Annotated in this window: 22 protein-coding genes and 1 tRNA gene; 16 read left to right on the forward strand and 7 right to left on the reverse strand. The window is 65.2% G+C overall.

All coding sequences use genetic code 11. From position 1 onward, the window contains the following. The first annotated feature begins 90 nt into the window (after window positions 1-90). The 10 genes from uvrB to ACSFA7_RS19525 all read left to right on the forward strand — a co-directional run bounded on the left by uvrB (window position 91) and on the right by ACSFA7_RS19525 (window position 8,735). Window positions 91-2,208, forward strand: coding sequence for an excinuclease ABC subunit UvrB (gene uvrB / locus ACSFA7_RS19480; protein ID WP_435500912.1), 2,118 nt, complete (start codon window positions 91-93; stop codon window positions 2,206-2,208). Window positions 2,209-2,442: 234 nt separating this feature from the next. After that, the gene (gene iscR, locus ACSFA7_RS19485) at window positions 2,443-2,979 is read left to right on the forward strand and encodes a Fe-S cluster assembly transcriptional regulator IscR (RefSeq protein ID WP_007828186.1); all 537 of its coding nucleotides are present in this window, start codon (window positions 2,443-2,445) and stop codon (window positions 2,977-2,979) included. Between the two features lie 90 nt (window positions 2,980-3,069). Beyond that, window positions 3,070-4,290 carry an IscS subfamily cysteine desulfurase gene (locus ACSFA7_RS19490; protein ID WP_435500913.1) on the forward strand — a complete coding sequence of 407 codons (1,221 nt, stop codon included), beginning with the start codon at window positions 3,070-3,072 and terminating at the stop codon, window positions 4,288-4,290. A gap of 50 nt (window positions 4,291-4,340) precedes the next feature. Continuing rightward, on the forward strand, window positions 4,341-4,760 hold the full coding sequence (gene iscU / locus ACSFA7_RS19495) for a Fe-S cluster assembly scaffold IscU (RefSeq protein WP_013542156.1): 420 nt from the start codon (window positions 4,341-4,343) through the stop codon (window positions 4,758-4,760). Window position 4,761: 1 nt separating this feature from the next. Further along, window positions 4,762-5,085, forward strand: coding sequence for an iron-sulfur cluster assembly protein IscA (iscA, locus tag ACSFA7_RS19500; RefSeq protein ID WP_007828190.1), 324 nt, complete (start codon window positions 4,762-4,764; stop codon window positions 5,083-5,085). A gap of 63 nt (window positions 5,086-5,148) precedes the next feature. Further along, entirely contained in the window at window positions 5,149-5,667 is a 519-nt protein-coding gene (hscB, locus tag ACSFA7_RS19505) for a Fe-S protein assembly co-chaperone HscB (RefSeq protein WP_435500914.1), read from the forward strand. A gap of 6 nt (window positions 5,668-5,673) precedes the next feature. Next, a complete protein-coding gene (gene hscA, locus ACSFA7_RS19510) occupies window positions 5,674-7,536 on the forward strand; it encodes a Fe-S protein assembly chaperone HscA (RefSeq protein ID WP_435500915.1) in 1,863 nt (620 codons plus the stop codon). 9 nt (window positions 7,537-7,545) lie between these two features. Beyond that, window positions 7,546-7,884 (forward strand): ISC system 2Fe-2S type ferredoxin, encoded by a 339-nt coding sequence (gene fdx / locus ACSFA7_RS19515; RefSeq protein ID WP_435500916.1) that lies wholly within the window; start codon window positions 7,546-7,548, stop codon window positions 7,882-7,884. Beyond that, window positions 7,884-8,606 (forward strand): DNA polymerase III subunit epsilon, encoded by a 723-nt coding sequence (gene dnaQ / locus ACSFA7_RS19520; protein WP_435500917.1) that lies wholly within the window; start codon window positions 7,884-7,886, stop codon window positions 8,604-8,606. The genes fdx and dnaQ overlap by 1 nt, the downstream gene beginning before the upstream one ends. A gap of 54 nt (window positions 8,607-8,660) precedes the next feature. Beyond that, a tRNA-Val gene (locus ACSFA7_RS19525) sits at window positions 8,661-8,735 on the forward strand. A 50-nt stretch (window positions 8,736-8,785) separates the two neighbouring features. Here ACSFA7_RS19525 and ACSFA7_RS19530 read toward each other — a convergent pair. Beyond that, window positions 8,786-9,733, reverse strand: coding sequence for a DUF1266 domain-containing protein (locus ACSFA7_RS19530; protein ID WP_435500918.1), 948 nt, complete (start codon window positions 9,731-9,733; stop codon window positions 8,786-8,788). A 51-nt stretch (window positions 9,734-9,784) separates the two neighbouring features. Here ACSFA7_RS19530 and ACSFA7_RS19535 point away from each other — a divergent pair, with 51 nt between their 5' ends. From ACSFA7_RS19535 to ACSFA7_RS19550, 4 genes are all read left to right on the forward strand, one after another. After that, window positions 9,785-9,907 (forward strand): stereocilin, encoded by a 123-nt coding sequence (locus ACSFA7_RS19535; RefSeq protein ID WP_093431835.1) that lies wholly within the window; start codon window positions 9,785-9,787, stop codon window positions 9,905-9,907. Window positions 9,908-9,939: 32 nt separating this feature from the next. Further along, the gene (locus tag ACSFA7_RS19540) at window positions 9,940-11,043 is read left to right on the forward strand and encodes an NAD(P)/FAD-dependent oxidoreductase (RefSeq protein ID WP_435500919.1); all 1,104 of its coding nucleotides are present in this window, start codon (window positions 9,940-9,942) and stop codon (window positions 11,041-11,043) included. 130 nt (window positions 11,044-11,173) lie between these two features. Continuing rightward, window positions 11,174-11,470, forward strand: coding sequence for a glycine zipper domain-containing protein (locus tag ACSFA7_RS19545; RefSeq protein ID WP_093431838.1), 297 nt, complete (start codon window positions 11,174-11,176; stop codon window positions 11,468-11,470). Between the two features lie 69 nt (window positions 11,471-11,539). After that, window positions 11,540-12,250 (forward strand): phage holin family protein, encoded by a 711-nt coding sequence (locus ACSFA7_RS19550; RefSeq protein ID WP_435500920.1) that lies wholly within the window; start codon window positions 11,540-11,542, stop codon window positions 12,248-12,250. Between the two features lie 16 nt (window positions 12,251-12,266). Here ACSFA7_RS19550 and ACSFA7_RS19555 read toward each other — a convergent pair whose 3' ends face one another. After that, window positions 12,267-13,343 carry a quinone-dependent dihydroorotate dehydrogenase gene (locus ACSFA7_RS19555; RefSeq protein WP_435500921.1) on the reverse strand — a complete coding sequence of 359 codons (1,077 nt, stop codon included), beginning with the start codon at window positions 13,341-13,343 and terminating at the stop codon, window positions 12,267-12,269. Window positions 13,344-13,383: 40 nt separating this feature from the next. Here ACSFA7_RS19555 and rpiA point away from each other — a divergent pair, with 40 nt between their 5' ends. Then, entirely contained in the window at window positions 13,384-14,097 is a 714-nt protein-coding gene (gene rpiA / locus ACSFA7_RS19560; protein ID WP_435500922.1) for a ribose-5-phosphate isomerase RpiA, read from the forward strand. Window positions 14,098-14,116: 19 nt separating this feature from the next. Here rpiA and ACSFA7_RS19565 read toward each other — a convergent pair whose 3' ends face one another. The 5 genes from ACSFA7_RS19565 to ACSFA7_RS19585 all read right to left on the reverse strand — a co-directional run bounded on the left by ACSFA7_RS19565 (window position 14,117) and on the right by ACSFA7_RS19585 (window position 21,067). Beyond that, window positions 14,117-14,761 (reverse strand): glutaredoxin family protein, encoded by a 645-nt coding sequence (locus tag ACSFA7_RS19565; RefSeq protein WP_435500923.1) that lies wholly within the window; start codon window positions 14,759-14,761, stop codon window positions 14,117-14,119. A gap of 30 nt (window positions 14,762-14,791) precedes the next feature. Continuing rightward, a complete protein-coding gene (locus tag ACSFA7_RS19570; protein WP_435500924.1) occupies window positions 14,792-16,840 on the reverse strand; it encodes a M3 family metallopeptidase in 2,049 nt (682 codons plus the stop codon). A gap of 129 nt (window positions 16,841-16,969) precedes the next feature. Further along, complete coding sequence (gene folD, locus ACSFA7_RS19575) at window positions 16,970-17,821, reverse strand: bifunctional methylenetetrahydrofolate dehydrogenase/methenyltetrahydrofolate cyclohydrolase FolD (protein WP_435500925.1); 852 nt, start codon at window positions 17,819-17,821, stop codon at window positions 16,970-16,972. A 76-nt stretch (window positions 17,822-17,897) separates the two neighbouring features. Beyond that, window positions 17,898-18,530 carry a response regulator transcription factor gene (locus ACSFA7_RS19580; protein ID WP_012747279.1) on the reverse strand — a complete coding sequence of 211 codons (633 nt, stop codon included), beginning with the start codon at window positions 18,528-18,530 and terminating at the stop codon, window positions 17,898-17,900. After that, window positions 18,527-21,067 (reverse strand): PAS domain-containing sensor histidine kinase, encoded by a 2,541-nt coding sequence (locus ACSFA7_RS19585; protein ID WP_435500926.1) that lies wholly within the window; start codon window positions 21,065-21,067, stop codon window positions 18,527-18,529. Before ACSFA7_RS19585 ends, ACSFA7_RS19580 begins: the two co-directional genes overlap by 4 nt. A gap of 216 nt (window positions 21,068-21,283) precedes the next feature. Here ACSFA7_RS19585 and aceE point away from each other — a divergent pair, with 216 nt between their 5' ends. Next, window positions 21,284-24,010 (forward strand): pyruvate dehydrogenase (acetyl-transferring), homodimeric type, encoded by a 2,727-nt coding sequence (aceE, locus tag ACSFA7_RS19590; RefSeq protein WP_435500927.1) that lies wholly within the window; start codon window positions 21,284-21,286, stop codon window positions 24,008-24,010. Window positions 24,011-24,022 lie beyond the last annotated feature (12 nt).

The raw sequence follows: 24,022 nt of genomic DNA on the forward strand, positions 1-24,022 counted from the left end.
GATGAAAGCTTCGCTGGCAACCGGACTTGCGCTACGCTTTCCGGTTGCCTTGAATTTTACCGGCGCCATCGCCACCTGTCGGGAACAGCCATGCCAGAGAACACCGAAGCCATAGCAGACCTGAAGAAACTGGACCCGATCGGTCCGGCCAAACAGGGCGAATTCATCAAGTACCCCGGGTCCCCGTTCGAGCTTTTTCAGCCTTATCCGCCGGCCGGCGACCAGCCCAAGGCGATCGACGGGCTGGTCGAAGGGGTGATCGATGGCGAAGTGTTCCAGACGCTGCTGGGCGTGACCGGTTCGGGCAAGACCTTCACCATGGCCAACGTGATCGCCCGGCTGGGCCGTCCGGCCATCGTGTTCGCGCCCAACAAGACGCTGGCGGCGCAGCTCTACAGCGAGTTCCGGGAGTTCTTTCCGAAGAACGCGGTCGAGTATTTCGTGAGCTACTACGACTACTACCAGCCCGAGGCCTACGTGCCCCAGCGCGACCTGTTCATCGAGAAGGACTCCTCGATCAACGAGCACATCGAGCAGATGCGCCTGTCGGCCACCAAGAGCGTGCTGGAGCGGCGCGACACGGTCATCGTGGCCACGGTGAGCGCGATCTACGGCATCGGCACGCCCGAGGACTACACGCAGATGCGTTTCATCATGCGAGTGGGCGACAAGATCGGGCAGCGTGACGTGATCAGCCGGCTGATCCGCATGCAGTACACGCGCAACGAGCAGGACTTTGCGCGTGGCACGTTCCGCGTGCGTGGCGACACGATCGACGTGTTTCCGGCCGAGCACAGCGAGCTGGCGATCCGCATCGAGCTGTTCGACGACGAGATCGAGTCGCTGCAGCTGTTCGACCCGCTCACTGGGCGCATCCGCCAGAAGATTCCGCGCTTCACGGTGTACCCGTCGAGCCACTACGTGACGCCGCGCGACAAGGTGCTGGGTGCGGTCGAGACCATCAAGATCGAGCTGGCCGAGCGCCTGAAGGAGTTCGTGGGGCAGGGCAAGCTCGTGGAGGCGCAGCGCCTGGAGCAGCGCACCCGCTTCGACCTCGAGATGCTCGCCGAGATCGGTCACTGCAAGGGCATCGAGAACTACTCGCGTCACCTCTCGGGCGCGGCGCCTGGCGACCCGCCGGCCACGCTGACCGACTACCTGCCGAAGGACGCTCTGATGTTCCTCGACGAGAGCCACCAGATGATCGGCCAGCTCAACGCCATGTACAGCGGCGACCGGGCGCGCAAGACCACGCTGGTCGAATACGGCTTCCGGCTGCCCTCTGCAATGGACAACCGGCCGCTCAAGTTCGAAGAATTCGAAAAGCGCATGCGGCAGGCGATCTTCGTTTCGGCCACGCCGGCGCAGTACGAGAAGGACCATTCGGGCAACGTCGTCGAGCAACTCGTGCGCCCGACGGGGCTGATCGACCCCGAGGTCGAGGTGCGTCCCGCGACGCACCAGGTGGACGACGTGCTCGGCGAGATTCGCATCCGCGTCGACAAGAACGAGCGAGTGCTCATCACCACGCTGACCAAGCGCATGGCCGAGCAATTGACCGACTACCTGGGCGACAACGGCGTCAAGGTGCGCTACCTGCACAGCGATGTGGACACGGTCGAGCGGGTGGAAATCCTGCGCGACCTGCGCCTGGGCGCTTTCGACGTGCTGGTGGGCATCAACCTGCTTCGCGAAGGCCTGGACATTCCGGAGGTGTCGCTGGTGGCGATCCTCGATGCTGACAAGGAAGGCTTTTTGCGCGCGGAGCGCTCGCTGATCCAGACCATTGGACGCGCGGCGCGGAATCTGAACGGCAAGGCGATCCTGTATGCCGACCGCATGACCGACTCGATGAAGAAAGCCATCGACGAAACCGAGCGCCGGCGCACCAAGCAGATCGCCCACAACCTGGCCAACGGCATCACGCCGCGCAGCATCGTCAAGCAGGTGCGAGACCTGATCGACGGCGTCTACAGCGAGAAGACCGGCAAGGAAATGGCCAAGCTTGACCTGGAGCGCGCCAAGGTCGAGGACATGAGCGAGAAGGACATTGCCCGGGAAATCAAGCGCCTGGAGAAGCTCATGCTGGAGCACGCCCGGAACCTCGAATTCGAGAAGGCGGCGCGGGTTCGGGACCAGTTGGCGCTGCTGCGCGAGCAGGCCTTCGGGGCGTCTGGTGGCGACAACATCGTGATCTTGCCGTCGTAGGCCGGAAGTCCGCGTTCTTCAAGGGGTCGGCGCTGGGGTTTACCCCAGCAGAGTTGAGGGGCTTCTGCTATACTTGACCGAAACACTCAACAACAAAAACTAGAACTTCGCGATGAAGGACCGACTCCTACCGACTGGTTCACCAGCGTCAAGGGTCGGGCAGGGCGGAGACGAAGTCACCGCGGTCCAGGACCAAGGTGTCATTTCAACGGTAAGCACTTGAAGGAGCTTGCGATGCGTCTCACTACCAAAGGCCGTTTTGCGGTCACCGCCATGATCGATCTGGCCCTGCGCCAGAATACAGGTCCGGTCACCTTGGCTGCAATCAGTCAGCGGCAGCAGATTTCGTTGTCATACCTCGAACAGCTGTTCGGCAAGCTGCGCCGTCACGAACTCGTCGAGTCGACCCGTGGCCCCGGCGGCGGCTATAGCCTCGGCCGCAAGGCTGCGGATATCACCGTGGCCGACATCATTGTTTCCGTCGATGAGCCCATCGATGCCACGCAATGCGGCGGCAAGGAAAACTGCCTCGGCGAAGCCGGCCGTTGCATGACCCATGAACTCTGGGCCTCGCTGAACCAGCGCATGGTCGAGTTTCTCGACTCGGTCACCCTGCAGAAGCTGGTCGACGATCAGATCGCCAAGGGCGTGCAGATCGAGAACAAGCCGGTCGTCAAGCGTGCGATCTCGGCGCAGCCGGTGGTCAAGCCGATTCGCGTGAATGCGCCGAATTCGGTGTTTGCCCTCGGCAACGCCTTCGCCAAGTCCTGATGCCCTGAGTCGCGGCAAGTGCCTTCGGGCGCTGCCGCGAGAGAAGCCCAGACCCAAGAACAACCACCCCCACGCCAGCCCGAGCCAGCCATGGACGTCACTCCTCATTTCCCGATCTATCTTGATTACGGCGCGACCACGCCGGTCGACCCGCGTGTGGTCGACGCCATGATTCCCTGGTTGCGCGAGCACTTCGGCAACCCGGCGTCGCGCAGTCACGCATGGGGCTGGGAAGCTGAAGAGGCGGTCGAGAAGGCGCGCGGCCAGGTGGCCGACCTGATCAATGCGGACCCCCGCGAGATCGTCTGGACCTCGGGTGCCACCGAGTCGATCAATCTCGCGCTCAAGGGCGCGGCCCAGTTCTACAAGGGCAAGGGCAAGCACCTGATCACGCTGAAGACCGAGCACAAGGCCGTGCTCGACACCATGCGTGAGCTTGAGCGCCAAGGCTTCGAAGTCACGTACCTCGACGTCGAGGAAAACGGCCTCGTTGATCTGGAGAAATTCAAGGCGGCGATCCGCCCCGACACCATCTTGGCCAGCGTGCTGTTCGTGAACAACGAAATCGGCGTGATCCAGGACGTGGTCGCGCTCGGCAACGTCTGCCGCGAAAAGGGCGTGATCTTTCACGTCGACTCGGCCCAGGCCACCGGCAAGGTCGAGATCGACATCACGAAGCTGCCCATCGACCTGATGAGCCTCGCCTCGCACAAGACCTACGGCCCCAAGGGCATCGGCGCCCTGTACGTGCGTCGCAAGCCGCGCATTCGCCTCGAAGCGCAAATGCACGGCGGTGGTCATGAGCGCGGCATGCGCTCGGGCACCTTGCCCACGCACCAGATCGTCGGCATGGGCGAGGCTTATCGCATCGCCAAGCTCGAGATGAAGGACGACATCGCTCACGCGGCTCGCCTGCAGAAGCGCCTGCTCGATGGCCTGAAGGATGTCGAACAGGTGTTCATCAACGGTGACCTCGAGCGCCGTGTGCCGCACAACCTGAACATGAGCTTCAACTACGTCGAAGGCGAGTCGTTGATCATGGGCATCAAGGGCCTGGCGGTGTCGTCGGGTTCGGCCTGCACCTCGGCCAGCCTCGAGCCCAGCTATGTGCTGCGCGCCCTGGGCCGCAGCGACGAGTTGGCCCACAGCAGCCTGCGCATGACCATCGGCCGCTTCACGACCGAAGAAGAAATCGACTACGCCATCTCGACCATCAAGCACAACGTCGCCAAGCTGCGCGAGCTGAGCCCCCTCTGGGAGATGTTCCAGGACGGCGTCGACATCAGCACGATCCAGTGGTCGGCCCACTGACTCCGGCCCGCCCAAGGCTCCACGATTGAACAAAGTTTGAGAGGCACACCATGGCATATTCTTCCAAGGTCATTGACCACTACGAAAACCCCCGCAACGTCGGCTCCTTCGAAAAGGGCGACGACTCGGTAGGGACCGGCATGGTCGGCGCACCGGCCTGCGGCGACGTGATGAAGCTGCAGATCAAGGTCAACCCTGAAACCGGCGTGATCGAAGACGCACGCTTCAAGACCTACGGCTGTGGCTCGGCCATTGCCTCGTCCTCGCTCGTGACCGAATGGGTCAAGGGCAAGACGCTCGACGAAGCGGCTGCGCTCAAGAACGCGCAGATCGCTGAAGAGCTGGCGCTGCCGCCGGTCAAGATCCACTGCTCGATCCTCGCGGAAGACGCCATCAAGGCCGCCGTGAGCGACTACAAGGCCAAGCACGGCGCCAAGACCGCCGAGTCGGCCGCCGAAGCTGTTCACTGAAATGGCCGTCACGCTGACCGAAGCCGCTGCGCGCCACGTCACCCGATACCTCGGCAAACGAGGCAAGGGCGTGGGCGTGCGGCTGGGCGTGAAGACCACGGGCTGCTCGGGTCTTGCCTACAAGCTCGAGTACGTCGACGAGTTCACGCCTGAAGATGTGGTGTTCGAAGACCACGGCGTGAAGGTGCTGGTCGATCCGAAGAGCCTGGCCTACATCGACGGCACGCAGCTGGACTTCGTGCGCGAAGGCCTGAACGAAGGCTTCAAGTTCATCAATCCGAACGAACGCGACCGTTGTGGCTGCGGGGAAAGCTTCCGCATCTGATGCGTCGTCGCTGACCGCGACCACAGCCGCCACCATGTCATGTGCTGGCGGTTTTTTCTTGCCATGAACCTGAACGACACCGACTTTCAACTGTTCGCCGTCCCGGCGACTTTCGCGCAGAACCGCGCCGCACTCGATGCGCGCTGGAAAGAACTGCAGCGCGAGGCGCACCCCGACCGCTTTGCTGCGCAGGGCGCCGCGGCGCAACGCGTGGCCATGCAGTGGTCGGTGCGGATCAACGAGGCCTACCAGCGGCTGAAGGATCCGATTCGCCTCGCGAGCTACATCTGCGAACTGCACGACGCGCCGCTCAACGCCGAGAACAACACGGCGATGCCGTCCGACTTCCTGATGCAACAGATGGAATGGCGCGAGGCGCTCGACGACGCCGGTGACATCGCCGCGGTCGAGAAGCTGCAGGCCGAGGTCGAGGCTGCCCGCACACGCGCGCTGTCGTCCCTCGACTGGCTGATCGACGAGAAGGGCGACTACCCCGCCGCCGCGCAGCAGGTGAGAGCCCTCATGTTCATTGAGCGCTTCGGCGAAGACGTCGAAGCCAAATTCGATCAGTTGGGACAATAAGCCCTTATGGCTCTTCTTCAGATTTCCGAACCCGGCCAGGCGCCCGATCCGCATCAGCGCCGCATTGCCGTGGGGATCGACCTCGGCACCACGCATTCGCTGGTGGCCGCGGTGCGCAACGGCGTGGCCGAGTGCCTGCCCGATGACCAGGGCCGCGTGCTGTTGCCCTCGGCCGTGCGCTACCTCGACGGCGACCGCCGGCAGATCGGCTTCGAGGCGCTCGCCGCGCGCGCGCAAGATCCTGCCAACACCATCACCTCAGTCAAGCGGCTCATGGGCCGAGGCCTTGCCGACATCGCGAACCGCGAAGCCATGTCGTACCGCATCGGCGGCGACGACGGCGGCATGGTGAAGGTGCAGACCTCGGTGGGCGAGAAGTCGCCGGTCGAGATCAGCGCGGAGATCCTGGCCACGCTGCGCTTTCGCGCCGAAGACACCTTCGACGATGAGCTCTACGGCGCCGTCATCACCGTGCCGGCCTACTTCGACGAAGGCCAGCGCCAGGCCACGAAAGACGCCGCGCAACTCGCCGGCCTCAATGTGCTGCGCCTGATCAGCGAGCCCACGGCCGCTGCGATCGCCTACGGCCTGGACAACGCGAGCGAAGGCGTCTACGCGGTCTACGACCTCGGCGGCGGCACCTTCGACATCTCGATCCTGCGATTGACCCAGGGCGTGTTCGAGGTCATTGCGACCGGCGGCGACTCGGCGCTCGGTGGTGATGACTACGACCACGCGCTCGCCGATTTCGTGCTCGAACGAACCGGCTTGAAAGTCGGCAGCGACGCCGACAAGGCCGCGGTGCTCGTGGCTGCGCGTGCGGCGAAAGAGGCGCTGACCGATGCGGACGCCGTGGCGTTCCACGCCGACGTGGCCGGCGCCGTTGCGCGATTCGACCTGACGCGCGCGCATTTCGATGCGGCCACCAAGGCGCTCACGGACAAGACCATCGCCGCCGTCCGCAAGGCCCTGCGCGATGCCAAGCTCAAGGCGGACGACCTGCAGGGCATCGTCTTGGTCGGCGGCTCCACCCGCATGCCGCAAATCCGCGAGGCCGTGGCCGCGTTCTTCGGCCGCAAGCCGCTGGTCAACCTGAACCCGGACGAAGTCGTCGCGCTCGGCGCGGCGATCCAGGCCAACCAGCTGGCCGGCAACAACGGCGCAGGCGAGTTGCTGCTGCTCGACGTGATCCCGCTTTCGCTCGGCATCGAGACGATGGGCGGCCTGGTCGAGCGCATCGTGCCGCGCAACCAGACCATCCCGACCGCGATGGCGCAGGACTTCACGACTTACCAGGATGGCCAGACGGCCCTTGCGCTGCATGTGGTGCAGGGCGAGCGCGACCTGGTGTCCGACTGCCGCAGCCTCGCGCGCTTCACGCTGCGCGGCATCCCGCCGATGACGGCCGGCGCGGCGCGCATCCGCGTGACCTTCACTGTCGATGCCGATGGCCTGCTGAGCGTCAGTGCCAAGGAACAGGGCAGCGGCGTCGAAGCCAGTGTGACCGTCAAGCCGTCGTATGGACTCTCCGACGACCAGATCGCGACCATGCTGCAGGAGAGTTTTTCTACGGCGCAGCAGGACATGCAGGCGCGCGCGCTGGTCGAGGCGCGCGTCGATGCCGACCGCATGCTCCTTGCCACGCAGAGCGCCCTCGATGCCGACGGCGACCTGCTGAACGAAGACGAACGCGCCGTCATCGATGCGTCGATGGCCAGGCTGCGCGAAGCCGCCAAGGACAGCAGCGAAGCCGCAGCCATCGAAGCCGCCACCAAGACGCTGGCCAACGACACCGAAGCCTTCGCCGCCCAGCGCATGAACGCGGGCATCGCGCGCGCCCTTGCCGGCCGCAATGTCGAATCCCTCTAGAACAACAACATGCCCACGATCAAGATCTACCCGCATCCCGAGTACTGCCCGCAAGGCGCCGAGATCACCGCGCCCGCCGGCACCTCGATCTGCGAGGCGCTGCTCGACAACCACATCAACATCGAGCACGCCTGCGAGATGAGCTGCGCCTGCACCACCTGCCACGTGATCGTGCGCGAGGGCTTCAATTCGCTCAACGAAGCGGAAGAGGGCGAAGAAGATTTGCTCGACCGCGCCTGGGGTCTGGAGCCGCAATCGCGCCTGAGTTGCCAATCGATCCTGGCGCAGGAGAATGTGGCGATCGAGATTCCGAAGTACTCGATCAACCACGCCAAGGAAAACCACTGATGTCGCGCCAGATCGTTCTCGATACCGAAACCACCGGGCTTTCCGCCGAGAACGGCGACCGCATCATCGAGCTCGGCTGCGTGGAGCTGTTCGCCCGCAAGCTCACCGGCAACGACCTGCACATCTATTTCAACCCCGAGCGCGAGAGTCATGAAGACGCGCTCAAGGTGCACGGGCTGACGACCGACTTCCTGCGCGACAAGCCGAAGTTCGCCACGCTGGGCAACGACATCATCGAGTACCTGCGCGGCGCCGAAATCATCATCCACAACGCGGCCTTCGACGTCGGGTTCCTCAACAAGGAATTCGAGCGCGCCGGGTTGCCGCCGCTGCGCAGCTTTGTCGGCGAAGTGACCGACACGCTGGCCATGGCCAAGCTGGTCTACCCGGGCAAACGCAACTCGCTCGATGCGTTGTGCGACCGCTTCGGCGTCGACCGCTCGAACCGCACCTTCCACGGCGCCAAGCTCGACGCGCAGCTGCTGGCCGACGTCTACATCAATCTCACGCGCGGGCAGGACGCGCTGCTGATCGACGTGGCATCGAACGAACCGGCGCAGGGCACCACCGTGGTGGCGATCGACCTGAGCCAGTTCGAGCTGCCGGTGATCACCGCCGGTGAGCAGGAGCTTGCGGCGCACGAAGCGGTGTTGTCGCAGCTCGACAAATCCAGCGGCGGCCGCACGCTGTTTCGCCAAAACGGTGGAAATGCTGTGGCATAATCGAAGGCTTCGCGCAACGCGATTAATTCCACGGCACAGCACTCGCTGTGCCACGGGCGGTTAGCTCAGGGGTAGAGCACAGCATTCACACTGCTGGGGTCGGAGGTTCGAAACCTCCACCGCCCACCAATTCCACGACACGGCACCTTCGGGTGCCGTTTTCGTTGGTGCGGCCGATGTCAGCGAAAAGGCACGCTGCGATAGGGGCTGCGGGCATCGCTCAGCAGCATGCGGTTGGTGCGCAGCAAGTGTTCTTCGCGCGCGTCGGAATACCGCCAGATCAAGCCGCTGGCGATGTATGCGGCACTCACTTGCGACCAGTCGGCGTAGGCCTCGCGCACTTGCGAGTTCAACGCGCCAGCGAAACCTGCGAATTCCGCGCGTTCGATGAAGCCCAGCTGCACCGCCCACCGCGACAGGCTGGCCAATCGCACGGCATCCCAGGCGACCAGGTCGGAGATCTGGGACGGCGAAACCTTGAAGTGCTTGCGCAAGGCATTGACCCAGCTCGTGCTGCCCGACACCAGTTGGCTCAGGTCCGTCACCGACCGCCCACTCTCCGCCGCCAGCGCGCGGTAGTCTAGGCTCTTGCGCGCCTTGATCTGGAAGAACGCGGGAAACCACGCATCCATGACCAATCGCAGCACGGCCGGCGTGCTCTGGGTTGCTGAATCGACCGCCGCAACGGCCTGCCACGTGGACAGGTAGGTCGAACGCTGTCCCTCCTCCGCGAGCCAACGCGCCGTTTCCTCGAAACTCTCCCGGTCATGCACGCTCCAGACTTCCGAGATGCCCTGGCGCAACTCGTCGTCGTCTTTTCCGGTGGCCACGGCATTCACGTAGTCACCGTTGAACGCGGACAGCGGCGCGCTCAGCGTGACCAGCCATTGCTCTTCTGCGGTGAGTGTCTCCGCGGTGCCGAAATGAAGCTTCTCGTTGTCGAGCAGCGCATGCCCGAGCGTGTCCCTGATGCCCATTGATTTCCCTCCGGTTTTTGAAGTCTGTCCGCGTCCGGCTCGGATGCCGGCGTCCGAGCCGGATCTTAAACAGCGGCTCGTGGATTCGATCTTCTTCTTTGAGGCGGAGCGCAAACTGTCGGCTCTCGCTGACGCGAAGTGCGGTTGCATGCTTGCCGGCCCTTTGCGGCAACGTCTTACAAGGAAGGAAAGGAGACGACCATGGCCACTCATCCCGATCTTCCGACCCCCGTCACACCCAACCTGCCCGTAGAGCCCGACGAAGGACCGAGCACACCGCCCGACGAGCCCACGGACCCGGAGCCGCCGCCCTCCGTCTCGTGAATCTGCAGCGCGGGCCGCGATAAGCTCGCGCCATGGACGAACTCGATTGCGCCGTCATCGGCGGTGGTGTGGTGGGGCTGGCAGTGGCGCGCGCATTGGCGCTCGCGGGCCGCGAAGTGCTGGTGCTCGAATCCGAAGGTGCCATCGGCACCGGGACCAGTTCGCGCAACAGCGAAGTCATTCATGCCGGCATCTATTACCCGCAGGGCTCGCTCAAGGCGAAGCTGTGTGTGAAAGGGCGGAACGCGCTTTACGCGTATGCGGCGGAGCGCGGCGTGCCGCACCAGCGTTGCGGCAAGCTCATCGTGGCGACCTCTGCCGAGCAGGTGGGCCAACTCGAAGCGATCCGCGTGAAAGCCGCCGCCAATGGCGTCGATGACCTCGTGCAGATCACCGCCCAACAGGCCCGAGAGATGGAGCCGCAACTGCATTGCACGGCGGCGCTGCATTCGCCCAGCACCGGCATCGTCGACAGCCACGCGCTCATGCTGAGCCTCCTCGGCGACCTGGAAAACGCGGGCGGCATGCTGGCACTGAAATCGCCCATCACCCGCGCCGAGTGCGGTAGCGGCGGCATCGTCCTGATCGCCGAGGACGGAACGGCGCTGCGGTGCCGCAGCGTCGTCAATGCAGCGGGGCTCTGCGCGCCATCGTTGGCCCGGCGCTTCGAAGGACTGCCTGCATCGGCAATCCCGACCGAGTATTTCGCCAAGGGCAACTACTTCACCCTGTCGGGCCGCGCACCCTTCAGCCGCCTCATCTACCCGGTGCCCGAGCCCGGTGGACTGGGCGTTCACCTGACGATCGACCTCGGCGGCCAGGCCAAGTTCGGCCCCGATGTGCAGTGGGTCGAGTCGGCCGACGACCTCGTGGTGAACCCCGCCCGCGGCGATGGCTTCTATGCCGAGGTGCGCAAGTACTGGCCCGCGCTGCCGGACGGCGGATTGATTCCCGGCTACGCCGGCATGCGGCCCAAGATCTCGGGCCCGGGCGAGCCGGCGGCCGACTTCATGATCGACGGCCCCGCGTCGCACGGCGTGCCGGGGCTGGTCAACCTGTTCGGCATCGAATCGCCGGGGCTCACCAGCAGCCTTGCAATCGGCGCCCATGTCGCCCGGCTGCTGGCCGATGCATGAGCCATCGCACGCACAAGTCTGCACATCTGCCGCGCATGAGGGGCTTTCGAGCCTGTAACATGACACCACGCCATTTGCTGGCGTGAAGCCGCCGGCGCGGTGCCGGTGTCATCACGGAGGAAAGATTCCAATGAGTGCATCCAACAATCTTGAAGCAGCAGCCGAAGACATCGCAAGCGACGTGCGTGGTGTGCTGGCCAGCAAGGACCTGGATTCGGTTCCCCACATCAAGGCGCTGCGCCAGCGCATCGATACCAAGCTCGCCATCGCGCGCGAACTCGCCGCCGAGAAGAGCAAGCTCGCCGCCAAGAAGGCGCGCGAGGCGGCCTCCGCCACCAACGCCTACGCCCACGACGAACCTTGGCAGATCGCAGGCGCCGCACTGGCCGTCGGCGTGCTGGTGGGTCTGTTGCTTGGCCGCCGCTGATCGCGCTGATCCAAGCGCGTACCGCCGGATTGTTCGTCACCGCTGGTTGAGCGGGGCTGGAGCATGCCCATGAGGCTACTCTCCCTGTTCGGGCTGAGCGGCCACATCCGCCGGTTGCGCATCGTCGCCGCCGAAGGCGCACTGGCGGCCGAAGACCGGGTGCAGCTTTTGCGCATGGCCTGGGAGGACGAGAAGCAGCGCCTGAAGCTGATGCTCATCCTCGTGGTGGCCGTGCTCGGGCTGACCACCGTCACCGTGGCCTTGCTGTCGATGGCAGTGGTGGTGCATTTCTGGGAAACGCCATACCGCATCACGGCTGCGTGGTCGGTGGCCGGCGTATGGATCGTGCTCTGGCTGGGCGCTGCCGCCGGCCTGTTGCTGACCCTGCGCAACGCTTCCAACAGCTTCATCCCGGCCCGCCAGGAGTTCGAGCGCGACTGGGCCTGGGTACAGGACAGCTTCGGGCTTGGCAAGGACCCGGAAGACGAAGAAGCGCCACGCCCCCCGCGCCCAGCCACGCGCGAGGAATTGCTGGCGCGAATGGCAATTCAGCGCGAGCGCATCGCGACCCTGAAAGGTGGCCGCGAGACGCAGCCGGCGAGTACCGGGCGCGAGGCTCCTCCGCCGAACGAAACGGCCACCGCCGCCGCGCTGCGGATCGCACGGGCGCATCCCGTGGCTGCCGGCGTGGCCGCTGCGGCCGCCGTGGTGGTGATCCGCCCGAAGCGCCTGCTGCGCTGGGCGGCGGTCATCGCGCCGATCCTCTGGCGCATGCGCTGAAGAAAGAAGGAAGGTCTCAGGCCTTGCTGCGATCGCGCAGCAGCGCTTGAGCCGTCTCGCGGACCAGCGCCGGGCCGCGGTAGATCAGCCCGGTGTAGATCTGCACCACGTCCGCGCCCGCGGCGATCTTGGCCTTGGCATCGGCCGCACTGAGGATGCCGCCCACGCCGATGATCGGGAAGTCTTTCCCCAACGCCGCGCGCAGCTGCGCAATCACGCGGTTGCTCGCTTCGCGCACCGGCGCACCCGACAGGCCGCCAGCTTCTTCAGCATGCGGCAGACCGACCACCGCGTCGCGCGCGAGCGTGGTGTTGGTAGCGATCACGCCGTCCATGCCGTGGCGCTGCAGCGTCGCGGCGATGACCGCGACCTGGGCTTCATCGAGATCGGGGGCGATCTTCACGAACAGCGGCGAGCGCTTGCCATGGCGCGTGGCCAGCGCTTCGCGCCGCTCGGCCACTGCACCGAGCAGCGCATCGAGCGCCTCGTCGCTCTGCAGCGTGCGCAGGTTGGCTGTGTTGGGGCTCGAGATGTTGATCGTCACGTAGTCGGCATGCGGGTACACGCCGTCGAGGCAAGCCAGGTAGTCGTCCACCGCGCGCTCGATCGGCGTGGTGGCGTTCTTGCCGATGTTCAGGCCGAGCAACATCGGCGTCTTGCCGCCGCCGCTCTTGCGGAAACGCGCTTTCTGTACGTTGGCCAGGAATGCGTCGAGCCCTTCGTTGTTGAAACCGAGCCGGTTGATCAGCGCATCGCGCTGGGGCAGGCGGAACATGCGCGGCTTGGGATTGCCCGGCTGCGCTTTCGGCGTCACCGTGCCGACTTCGACGAAGCCGAAACCCATGGCTGCGAAGGCGTCGATGCAGCGGGCGTTCTTGTCGAGGCCGGCCGCCAGGCCCACGCGGTTCGGAAAGGTCAGCCCGGCCAGCGTGACGGGATCGTCCACGCGCGGGGCGGAATAAGCACAGGCAAGCGGCGTGTTCTGCGTGCGGGCCAGGCCGTCCAGGGTGATTTCATGGGCGTGCTCGGGGTCGAAGCCGAACAGGAAAGGGCGGGCCAGGCCATAGAGCGAAGAGGGCAGCAGCAGGGGCATCGGATAATTCTCGACTTCAATGAGCCAAGGATTCTCCGCGATGACCGCACCCGCCTCCCCATCCCCCGCGCCCGCCGCGCTTTCCCAGGACGAACTCAAGGCCCAGGTCGGCCGCGCCGCATTGGCTTACGTGGTCAAGGGCGAGATCGTCGGCGTCGGCACCGGCTCGACGGTCAACAAGTTCATCGACGCGCTGGCGACGATCAAGGACGATATCAAGGGTGCCGTCTCGAGCTCCGTCGCGTCGACCGAGCGCCTGCGCGCGCTGGGCATCCCGGTGTTCGACAGCAACGAGGTGGAAGAACTCGCCGTCTACATCGACGGCGCCGATGAAATCGATCACCGGGGCTTCATGGTGAAGGGGGGCGGTGCGGCGCTCACGCGCGAGAAGATCGTCGCGGCGCAGTCGAAGCGCTTCGTCTGCATCGCCGATGCGTCCAAGCTGGTCCAGACGCTCGGCGCCTTCCCGCTGCCGGTGGAAGTGATCCCGATGGCGGCGCGCCGCGTGATGCGCCAGTTCGCCAGCCTGGGCGGCATCGCCCAGGTGCGCGAGAAAGACGGCCTGCCGCTGGTCACCGACAACGGCCAGCACATCGTCGATGTGACGGGCCTGCAGATCGCCGATCCGCTCGCGTTCGAATCCGAGGTGAGCCAATGGCCGGGCGTGGTGACGGTCGGCGTCTTCGCCCACCAGAAGGCCGATGTGTGCCTGCTGGGCACCGCGACGGGCGTGAAGACGATGCAGTTCGACTGAAGCGGCGAACCGCCTGGCGTCAGAACTTGATGCCGGCCGGGTTGCCTGCGCCCGGATCGCTCGGTGCGGCGGGCGGTGGCGCGGGTTGCGCGGCGGGTGCCGCAGCGCGGGGCGCAGGCGCGGCCTGCTGCGCTGCGATCAGGGGGCGAGCCGGCGCATTGCGGTAGCCGGCGGGCAGGCTGTTGCTCTTGGGATAGCCGGCCGCGTCGAGGTATTGCGACCACTCGTTGTCCGCGTACCCCTTGAGCTGCTGCGAACCGATGGTGAGCAGCGGCAGCGAACTCTGGCTGCTCAGGCGCTGCAGCGCCTCGATCTCTTCATTGCTCTTGACGGTGCGCTCGTCGAACGGAATGCCGCGCTTGGTGAGCAGCGTGCGCGCCGCGCTGCAGGGCGCGCAGTCGTCGCTGGTGTAGAGCGTGACGGGATAGCGTTGCGCCACCTGCCGCAGTTCGTACGGCAACCCCGCCGTGTTGGCCGGTGCGGCGGCGCCCTGCGGCCCCGCGGCGGGCTCGGTGCTGGCGGCGGGCGCGCGGTCGGAGAAAGTGACCTTGCCGTTCTTGTCGACGTTGCGATAGATCGGCTGGGCCATCGCGCCCGCCGCGACGAGCAGCAAGGCGAGGCCGGTCAGGCAATGCGACGGGGATTTGTAAGAGGTCAGATACATGTCCCGAGTATCGCAAGCTTCAGCGCCGCATCAAGCGGGCTGGGCCTCGGCCATGCCCTGGTGTCGCAGCAATGCATCAAGCTGGGGTTCGCGGCCGCGGAAAGCCTTGAACGAATCCATCGCGCTGCGGCTGCCGCCGGCCTCCAGGATGGCCTGGCGGTATTTGCGGCCGGTCTCGATGTTCGGCTCGCCGTCGGCGCCCACGGTTTCCTCGAAAGCCGCATAGGCGTCGGCGCTCAGCACCTCGGCCCACTTGTAGCTGTAGTAGCCGGCTGCGTAGCCGCCCGAGAAGATGTGGCTGAAAGTATTCGGCGTGCGGCTGAAAGGCGGCGAGGGCATCACCGCCACTTCGCTGCGCACCTTGCCGAGCAGCGCCATCACGTCACCCGTCTTGGCAGCGGCCGCTTGGTATTCGGTGTGCAGCAGCATGTCGAACAGCGAGAACTCGATCTGGCGCAGCGTTTGGAGCCCGCTCTGGAAGTTCTTGGCGGCGGTCATCTTGTCGAACAGCGCGCGCGGCAGCGGCTCGCCGGTGTCGACGTGGGCCGTCATGTGGCTGAGCACGTCCCACTCCCAGCAGAAGTTCTCCATGAACTGGCTGGGCAGCTCGACCGCATCCCACTCGACGCCGCTGATGCCCGAGACGTCGCGCTCGTTCACCTGCGTGAGCATGTGGTGCAGGCCGTGGCCGAACTCGTGGAAGAGGGTGGTCACGTCGTCGTGCGTGAGCAGCGGCGGCTTGCCATCGACACCGCTCGCGAAGTTGCAGACCAGCTGCGCGACCGGCGTCTGCAGCACGCCGTTGTCGGGGCGGAGCCACCGGGCGCGCACGTCGTCCATCCAGGCACCGCCGCGCTTGGCGGCGCGGGCGGAGGGGTCGAGGTAGAACTGGCCGACCTTCTGGCCGGCGCGCTCGATGCGATAGAACTCGACGCTCGGATGCCACGTCGGCGCGCTGTCGCGGCGGATCGACACTTCGAACAGCGTCTCCACGATCTTGAACAGTCCGGCCATCACCTTCGGCGCTGGGAAGTACTGCTTGACCTCCTGCTCGCTGAAGGCGTAGCGCGCTTCCTTGAGCTTCTCGCCGATGTAGCTCCAGTCCCAGGGCTGCGGGTCGGTGATGCTCAACTGCGCGGCGGCAAAGGCGCGCAGGTCAGCGAGATCGCGTTCGCCGTAGGGCTTGGCCTTGGTCGCAAGGTCGCGCAGGAACTTGACGACCTGCTCGGGCGATTCGGCCATCTTCGGCACGACCGAGAGCTCGCCGAAATTCTTGTAGCCCAGGAGCTTGGCCTCTTCTTCGCGCAGCGCGAGGATCTCGGTGATCAGCGCGGTGTTGTCGAAAGCCGCATCGCCGAATTCGCTCGCGCGCGTGACATAGGCGCGGTAGAGCGTTTCGCGCAGTGCGCTGCTCTTGGCGAACTGCATCACCGGCAGGTAGCACGGCATCTTGAGCGTGAGCTTGTAGCCGTCCTTGCCGTCGGCTTCGGCGGCCGCGCGTGCGGCGCTCACCACGTCTTCAGGCACGCCTTCGAGCTCGCCGAACTTGGCGTAGTAGGCGAAGGCGTCCGTGGCATCGAGCGCGTTCTCGCTGAACTTCTGGCTCAGCTCGGCCTGGCGTTCCTGGATGTCGGCAAAGCGCTTCTTGGCGTCGCCCTGCAGCTCGGCGCCACCCAGCACGAAGTTGCGCACGGCGTTGCGGTGCGCCTGGCGCTGCTCGGCGTTGAGCGTGGCGACGTCGATGGCCTTGTACTTCGCGTAGAGCCGTTCGTCGGAGCCCAGGCGGGTCCAGAAGGCGGTGACGCGCGGCATGGCCTCGTTGTAGGCGGCGCGCAGCTCGGGCGTGTCGGCCACGGCGTTGAGATGGCCGACGGCGCCCCAGGCGCGGCTGAAACGTTCGGAGGCCACGTCGAGCACCTTCGAGATCGCATTCCAGTCGGCGGGGAACTCGGACGCCGTCACGGCCTGCAGCGCTGCCTCGGCATCGGCCAGCAGCGTGTCCACGGCGGGCGCCACGTGCTCGGGCTTGATGCGGTCGAACAGCGGGAGGTCGTTGAAGTCCAGGAGCGGGTTGGTCATGTGAGATATCCAGGTCGAGCGTAGCGAAGCCGTTTCGGGAACCACCGTGGAACCAGCTTTGCCGGGCCACCGGTGGTGCCCCTTGAGGGGAAGGCGGCTACACGCAGTGAGCAAGCAACGGGGTGGTTCTTATCTTGCGGCGCGTTCGGCGGCTTCAAGGGTGTTGACGAGCAGCATGGCGCGGGTCATCGGACCGACGCCGCCGGGCACGGGGGTGATCCAGCCGGCCACTTCCTTCACGCCGTCGAAATCGACGTCGCCGGCGAGCTTGCCGTCTGCCTTGCGGTTCATGCCGACGTCGATGACGACCGCGCCGGGCTTCACCATGTCAGCGGTCAGCAGGTTGAGCTTGCCGACGGCCGCGACGATCACGTCGGCCTGCCGCGTGATGGCGCCCAGGTCTTGCGTGGCGCTGTGGCAGATGGTCACGGTGGCGCTCTTGGCCAGCAGCATCATGGCCATCGGCTTGCCGACGATATTGCTGCGGCCGATGACCACCGCGTGCTTGCCGCGCAGGTCGTAGCCGATGGCTTCGAGCATCTTCATGCAGCCGTGCGGCGTGCAGGGCCAGAAGCCGGGGGCACCGGTCATCAGCGCGCCGGCGCTGGCGACGTGGAAGCCGTCCACGTCCTTGGCGGGCGAGATGGTCTCGATGACCTTCTGGCTGTCCATGTGCTTCGGGAGCGGCAACTGCACCAGGATGCCATGCACCTTCGGGTCGTCGTTGAGGGCGCGGATGCGGGCCAGCAGGTCGGCCTCGGTCATGTCGGCGGGGTAGGTCTCCAGCGTGGCTTCGAGGCCGGTCTGCGTGCTGTCGTTGACCTTGTGCTTCGTGTAGACCTGGCTGGCCGGGTCTTCGCCCACGAGGATGATGGAAAGGGCCGGGTTCACGCCACGCGCCTTGAGTGCGGCGGTGCGGCCTGCGACTTCGGTGCGGATGGTTTTGGCGAGGGCGTTGCCGTCGATCAGTTGGGCGGTCATCGGTTTCGATTTTCCAAGTAAAAACGCCCGCTTGCGCAGGCGTGGGGGATATGCATTGCTATCGGGGAAATAGCTTCTAGGCCTTGGCCGCGGGGGCCGCCTGTCCGAGGGCGATCTTCAGCAGATCGGCCACGGTGTTGGCGTTGAGCTTTTCCATGATGTTGGCGCGGTGCGCCTCCACCGTCTTGATGCTGATGCCCAGGTCGTCGGCGATTTGCTTGTTGAGGCGGCCGGCGACGATGCGCTCGAGCACCTGCGCCTCGCGGCCGGTGAGCTTGGACAGCAGCGCGTCGCGGCTGGCCGACTGCTGGTGCTGCGTGAAGGCGCCGCGCGCGTGTTCGAGCATGCGCTCGACCAGCGTGACGAGTTCTTCGTCGTTGAAGGGCTTCTGGATGAAATCCATCGCGCCCTTCTTCATGCTGTCCACCGCCATCGGCACGTCGCCGTGGCCGGTGATGACCACGATCGGCAACGGAGAGCGCCGCTCGATCAGTCGATCCTGCAATTCGAGGCCGGTCATGCCGGCCATGCGGATGTCGACGATCAAACAGGCGACTTCGCGCGGGTCGTATCGGGAGAGAAAGGATTCGGCGGAATCGAAACAGCGGACTCTGTAGTCCTTGCCTTCGAGCAGCCATTGCAGCGAATCGCGTACGGCTTCGTCATCGTCGACGACGTAGACCGTGCCCTTCTTCGGAATCAAACTCATGCAGGTACCTTTGCCTCGTCGCTAGCTACGGAACTGATAGCGTCCAACACCGGAATCCAGAAGGAAAAACGGCATCCGATCACATCCGGGCCATTGTAGATGTTCTCCGCCTGCATCCGGCCGCGATGCGACTCGACGATGGTGCGGCACAAATTGAGCCCGATGCCCATGCCTTCGGGCTTGGTCGAGAAGAAGGCTTCGTAGAGCCGATCCATCACCTCGGGCGACAGGCCCTTGCCCGTGTCCTGCACCGAGAACTCGATGGCGTTCTGCCCCTCGATGGTCTTGGGCAGCACGCGCAGCTCGACGCTGCGGCGCGCGAGCGGCCTGTCGGCGAGGTCGATGGATTCGGCCGCGTTCTTCAACAGGTTGACCATCACCTGTTCGATCAGGATCGGGTCGACCCGCACCACCGGCAGCCGCGCGGCCACGTAGTGGTTCAGGCGCACGTTGCGCCGACGCAGCTCGATGCCCGCCAGTTCGACGGCTTCGCTCACCATGGTGGCGACGTCGGCGGGCGTGCGGTTGGGCTCGCTGCGCTTCACGAAGGAGCGGATGCGCTGGATGATCTGGCCCGCCCGCTGGGCCTGCTTGGACGTCTTCTCCAGCGCCGCGAGCAGAGCCTCGGTGTCGATCGTCTGGCCCTTGATGCGCGACATCATCCCGTTGCAATAGTTGGTGATGGCGGTCAGCGGCTGGTTGAGCTCGTGAGCGACGCTGGAGGCCATCTCGCCCATCGTGATGAGGCGGCTCGCGGCCTGGGCCTTGTCGGCCTGCGCGGCGGCTTGCTCTTCGGCATCGCGGCGCGGCGTGATGTCGGTGGCGATCACGAGTTGTGCGAGGCGGCCGTCCACCCATGTGAGGTAGCGCGAGCGCACTTCGAGCCATTTGCCCAAGTGCGGCACGAAGATTTCGTTGTTCGCGGCCTGTGCGGCAGTGAGCGTGTCGATGGGGAGGCCGGCATACGGGTCCACATCGTCCAGGCCTTCGTCGTGCGCGTTCGATGCCGGTACGCCAGCTTGTGCCACCATGCCCAGGTGGCCGACGGTGTCCGAGCCGAACCAGAGACGGTACAGCTTGTTCGCGAACAGCAACTCCTCGCTGCCGATGGGCGCGACCGACACCGCGGCGTCGAGCGCTTCGAGCACCGTGGTGAAGCGTTCGTAAGACGCCGACAACTGCTCGCGGATGCGTGTGGGCTCGGTGATGTCGGTCATCGACGTCATCCAGCCGGTCTGGTGGCCGCGTGCGTCGATCAGCGGAGAGACATAGAGGCGGGCGTTGAACACGCTGCCGTTCTTGCGCTTCACCCGCACCTGGAAGCCGCCGGGGAGGGCGCGGCCGTGCAATTCTTCTTCCAGCCGCTCGTTCATCACTTCGCGGTCGGATTCGAGCCAGTAGGGGAAGGGCGGCGACTGGCCGACCAGTTCGGCCTCGCTCCATCCGGTCATCGCGCAGAACGCGGCGTTCACGTAAGTGATGCGGCCTTGCAGGTCGAGCACGCGCATGCCGGTCAGCATGGAGTTTTCCATCGCGCGCCGGAAGTTGGTTTCTGCCACCAGCCGCTGCTGCGCCTGCAGGCGCCGGCGCGTGTGACGCCAGGTGCCGATCAGCATCCAGCTCGTGAGCACGCTGAGTGCGCAGACCAGCCAGAAGAGTCCGTTGCCCACCACGCCCTGCGAAGTGCGGTAGGCCTGTGCGCGCAGGATCAGCGCATTGCCGACGGGCGACACGGGCACTTCGTATTCATTGGTCCGCTCCGACCACGGCAGCAGCCGCGTGCCGCTGTCCTTCAGGCTGGTCGTGTTGCCGGCGATGACGTTGCCCTTAGCGTCGAGCAGCGAGACCGCGTAGCGCGCCTGTACCTCGGAGGGCATGCCGTAGCGCAGCAGTCCGTCGACCGAGAACTCGCCGAGCACGACGCCCGCGAACAGGCCCTGGTCGAAAAGAGGGATGTGCAGCTGCAGCATCGCGGCCGGGTCGCCGCCGGCCACCGGCTGCGAATACACCGGCTGTCGCAACTCGCGCGCCAGGGCGTAGTTGCTCTCGATGTCGCCGGGCCGCAGCACATCGCCGATCAGGTGCTGCTGCGCGGGGTGCACGCTGGGCGCCGCATAGCCGGCCTTGAAGCGGCGGCGGTCGTCGATCCAGGTGATGGTCTGCAGCTCGGGGAACTGGCTCACGAGCGATTCGGCGCGGCTCGTGAATTCGGTGGGATCGATCTCGCGGTTGGAGGCATCTCGCGCGATGCGCATCAGCTGTTCCTGGCGCTCCAGCAACCGAAGGCGCATGCGCTGCTGGGCGTATTCGACGTCGCGGCGCACCGACTCCTGCTCGCGCTCGACCTCCTCGGTGCGCAGGTACCAGAAGGCGGAAACGATGGCGGCAAGGAACAGCAGCACCGCCGCCATCGGCGCGAGCATGGCGACCGCGTCCTGCAGCACCGGCGTTTGCCGGCGCCACCAGCGGCGCCACCAGGAAAGTGGCGAGGCGTTCACGGCACTGCGGGCAACCGCTAGCGGGGAGGAAAAAGGCATCGCGCGAGTTTAGGGGATGCCCCTCGGGAAACATCGGAAAAGCGCCAGTGCCATTGATCCCGTCGCGGTCGGGTCTTGTCGGTGAAATTCACAAAAATATCACATTAAGAAATCATCACGCGCCATTTGAAATTGGAAAGTTTCTATGCGAAACTCGCCCGCGTTTATTGCAGAGCGCACTAAATTACAGCCACAGCCCTAAAAGGAGAGACAAGCATGTCGGCAAATCCCGAGAACCTGTTCGGCTCGGCCGCAAACGATGCGGACGCCCAGGAGACCCGTGAATGGATGGATGCACTGTCTTCCGTCATCCAGAGCGAGGGTCCCGAGCGGGCCCACTTCCTTCTCGAGCAGCTGCTCGAACATGCCCGGCAGCACAGCATCGACAAGCCGTTCTCTGCCAACACCGCCTATGTCAACACCATCGAGCCCGATCAGGAAGAGCGTTGCCCCGGCAACCTCGAGATCGAGGAGCGTCTGCGCGCCTACATGCGCTGGAACGCGATGGCGATGGTGGTCAAGGCCAACCGCCACCACCCCGCCGAAGGCGGCGACCTGGGCGGCCACATCGGCTCCTTCGCCTCGCTGGCGAACATGTTCGGCGCCGGTTTCAACCACTTCTGGCACGCCGAGAGCGAGAACCACGGCGGTGACTGCCTCTACATCCAGGGCCACGTCTCCCCCGGCATCTATGCCCGCGCCTACCTCGAAGGTCGCCTGACCGAAGAGCAACTGCTCAACTTCCGCCAGGAAGTGGACGGCAAGGGCCTCTCCAGCTACCCGCATCCGAAGCTGATGCCCCAGTTCTGGCAGTTCCCCACGGTGTCGATGGGCCTCGGCCCGCTGATGGCGATCTACCAGGCGCGCTTTCTCAAGTACCTGCATGCCCGCGGCATTGCCAATACCGAGAACCGCAAGGTCTGGGTGTTCTGCGGCGACGGCGAAATGGACGAAGTCGAATCGATGGGCGCCATCGGCCTCGCAGCGCGTGAGGGCCTCGACAACCTCGTCTTCGTCATCAACTGCAACCTGCAGCGCCTGGACGGCCCGGTGCGCGGCAACGGCAAGATCATCCAGGAGCTGGAAGGCGAGTTCCGCGGCTCGGGCTGGAACGTCATCAAGCTGATCTGGGGCAGCGGCTGGGACCAGCTGATCGCACGCGACAAGGAAGGTGCGCTGCGCAAGATCATGATGGAGACGAACGACGGCGATTACCAGTCGTTCAAGGCCAACGACGGCGCCTACGTTCGCAAGCACTTCTTCGGCCGCGACCCGCGCACGCTGGAGATGGTCGCCAAGATGAGCGACGACGACATCTGGCAGCTGCGTCGCGGCGGCCACGACTCGCAGAAGGTCTATGCGGCCTTCGACGCGGCCGTCAAGCACAAGGGCCAGCCCACGGTGCTCCTGATCAAGACGGTCAAGGGCTTCGGCATGGGCAAGATCGGCGAGGGCAAGAACAACGTCCACCAAACGAAGAAGCTCAGCGACGAGGACATCATGGCCTTTCGCGACCGCTTCAACATTCCGATTCCGGACAGCCAGATCGCCGACCTGCCGTTCTACAAGCCGGCCGACGACACCCCGGAAATGAAGTACCTGCACGAGCGCCGCAAGGCCCTCGGCGGCTACCTGCCGCACCGCCGCACCAAGGCCGACGAGAGCTTCACGGTGCCCTCGCTGGACACTTTCAAGTCGGTGATGGAGCCCACGGCCGAAGGCCGCGAGATCTCGACGACGCAGGCCTATGTTCGCTTTCTCACGCAACTCCTGCGCGACAAGGCGCTCGGCCCGCGCGTGGTGCCCATCCTGGTGGACGAGGCCCGCACCTTCGGCATGGAAGGCTTGTTCCGCCAGATCGGCATCTACAACCCCGCAGGCCAGCAGTACACCCCGGTCGATAAAGACCAGGTCATGTACTACAAGGAAGACAAGGCCGGCCAGATCCTGCAGGAAGGCATCAACGAGGCCGGCGGCATGTCCAGCTGGATCGCCGCGGCCACCTCGTACAGCACGAACAACCGCATCATGGTGCCGTTCTACGTGTACTACTCGATGTTCGGCTTCCAGCGCATCGGCGACCTGGCCTGGGCGGCCGGCGACATGCAGGCCCGCGGCTTCCTGCTGGGCGGCACCTCGGGACGCACCACGCTGAACGGCGAAGGCCTGCAGCACGAAGACGGTCACAGCCACATCCTGGCCAACACCATCCCGAACTGCGTGAGCTACGACCCGACCTTCGCGCACGAAGTGGGCGTGATCCTGCACCATGGCTTGAAGCGCATGGTCGAGAAGCAGGACAACGTCTATTACTACTTGACGCTGCTGAACGAGAACTACGCGATGCCCGGCCTTCAGCCCGGCACCGAAGAGCAGATCATCAAGGGCATGTACCTGTCCAAGCAGGGCCCGGTGGTCAAAGCTGCCAAGGGCAAGGAAGCACCGACAGTGCAACTGCTGGGCAGCGGCACCATCCTGCGCGAGAGCTTCGCGGCGCAAGAGTTGCTCGAGAAGGACTGGGGCGTGTCGGCTTCCGTGTGGAGCTGCCCGAGCTTCAATGAGCTCACCCGCGACGGCCAGGACGCCGACCGCTGGAACCTGCTGCACCCGGACCAGACCCCGCGCGTGCCCTTCGTGGCGGAGCAACTCGCGCCCTCCACCGGCCCGGTGGTCGCATCGACCGACTACATGAAGGCCTATGCGGAACAGATCCGCCCCTTCATCCCGAAGGGCCGCACCTACAAGGTGCTGGGCACCGACGGCTTCGGCCGCAGCGACTTCCGCAACAAGCTGCGCGAACACTTCGAGATCAACCGCCACTACATCGTGGTGGCTGCGCTCAAGGCGCTGAGCGAAGATGGCACCGTGCCGGTGGCCAAGGTGGTGGAAGCGATCAAGAAGTACGGCATCAATGTCGACAAGGTCAACCCGCTCTACGCTTGAACATCAACAACC

Origin of the sequence: Variovorax trehalosi (genome assembly GCF_051216415.1) — a bacterium.
In the GTDB taxonomy this organism is placed as follows: Bacteria; Pseudomonadota; Gammaproteobacteria; order Burkholderiales; family Burkholderiaceae_C; genus Variovorax.

Excerpts from the sequence above, each read along its gene's own strand:
- uvrB (WP_435500912.1), top strand. The coding sequence starts at position 91 with ATGCCAGAGAACACCGAAGCCATAGCAGACCTGAAGAAACTGGACCCG.
- iscR (WP_007828186.1), top strand. The coding sequence starts at position 2,443 with ATGCGTCTCACTACCAAAGGCCGTTTTGCGGTCACCGCCATGATCGAT.
- ACSFA7_RS19490 (WP_435500913.1), top strand. The coding sequence starts at position 3,070 with ATGGACGTCACTCCTCATTTCCCGATCTATCTTGATTACGGCGCGACC.
- iscU (WP_013542156.1), top strand. The coding sequence starts at position 4,341 with ATGGCATATTCTTCCAAGGTCATTGACCACTACGAAAACCCCCGCAAC.
- iscA (WP_007828190.1), top strand. The coding sequence starts at position 4,762 with ATGGCCGTCACGCTGACCGAAGCCGCTGCGCGCCACGTCACCCGATAC.
- hscB (WP_435500914.1), top strand. The coding sequence starts at position 5,149 with ATGAACCTGAACGACACCGACTTTCAACTGTTCGCCGTCCCGGCGACT.
- hscA (WP_435500915.1), top strand. The coding sequence starts at position 5,674 with ATGGCTCTTCTTCAGATTTCCGAACCCGGCCAGGCGCCCGATCCGCAT.
- fdx (WP_435500916.1), top strand. The coding sequence starts at position 7,546 with ATGCCCACGATCAAGATCTACCCGCATCCCGAGTACTGCCCGCAAGGC.
- dnaQ (WP_435500917.1), top strand. The coding sequence starts at position 7,884 with ATGTCGCGCCAGATCGTTCTCGATACCGAAACCACCGGGCTTTCCGCC.
- ACSFA7_RS19530 (WP_435500918.1), bottom strand. The coding sequence starts at position 9,733 with ATGCAACCGCACTTCGCGTCAGCGAGAGCCGACAGTTTGCGCTCCGCC.
- ACSFA7_RS19535 (WP_093431835.1), top strand. The coding sequence starts at position 9,785 with ATGGCCACTCATCCCGATCTTCCGACCCCCGTCACACCCAACCTGCCC.
- ACSFA7_RS19540 (WP_435500919.1), top strand. The coding sequence starts at position 9,940 with ATGGACGAACTCGATTGCGCCGTCATCGGCGGTGGTGTGGTGGGGCTG.
- ACSFA7_RS19545 (WP_093431838.1), top strand. The coding sequence starts at position 11,174 with ATGAGTGCATCCAACAATCTTGAAGCAGCAGCCGAAGACATCGCAAGC.
- ACSFA7_RS19550 (WP_435500920.1), top strand. The coding sequence starts at position 11,540 with ATGAGGCTACTCTCCCTGTTCGGGCTGAGCGGCCACATCCGCCGGTTG.
- ACSFA7_RS19555 (WP_435500921.1), bottom strand. The coding sequence starts at position 13,343 with ATGCCCCTGCTGCTGCCCTCTTCGCTCTATGGCCTGGCCCGCCCTTTC.
- rpiA (WP_435500922.1), top strand. The coding sequence starts at position 13,384 with ATGACCGCACCCGCCTCCCCATCCCCCGCGCCCGCCGCGCTTTCCCAG.
- ACSFA7_RS19565 (WP_435500923.1), bottom strand. The coding sequence starts at position 14,761 with ATGTATCTGACCTCTTACAAATCCCCGTCGCATTGCCTGACCGGCCTC.
- ACSFA7_RS19570 (WP_435500924.1), bottom strand. The coding sequence starts at position 16,840 with ATGACCAACCCGCTCCTGGACTTCAACGACCTCCCGCTGTTCGACCGC.
- folD (WP_435500925.1), bottom strand. The coding sequence starts at position 17,821 with ATGACCGCCCAACTGATCGACGGCAACGCCCTCGCCAAAACCATCCGC.
- ACSFA7_RS19580 (WP_012747279.1), bottom strand. The coding sequence starts at position 18,530 with ATGAGTTTGATTCCGAAGAAGGGCACGGTCTACGTCGTCGACGATGAC.
- ACSFA7_RS19585 (WP_435500926.1), bottom strand. The coding sequence starts at position 21,067 with ATGCCTTTTTCCTCCCCGCTAGCGGTTGCCCGCAGTGCCGTGAACGCC.
- aceE (WP_435500927.1), top strand. The coding sequence starts at position 21,284 with ATGTCGGCAAATCCCGAGAACCTGTTCGGCTCGGCCGCAAACGATGCG.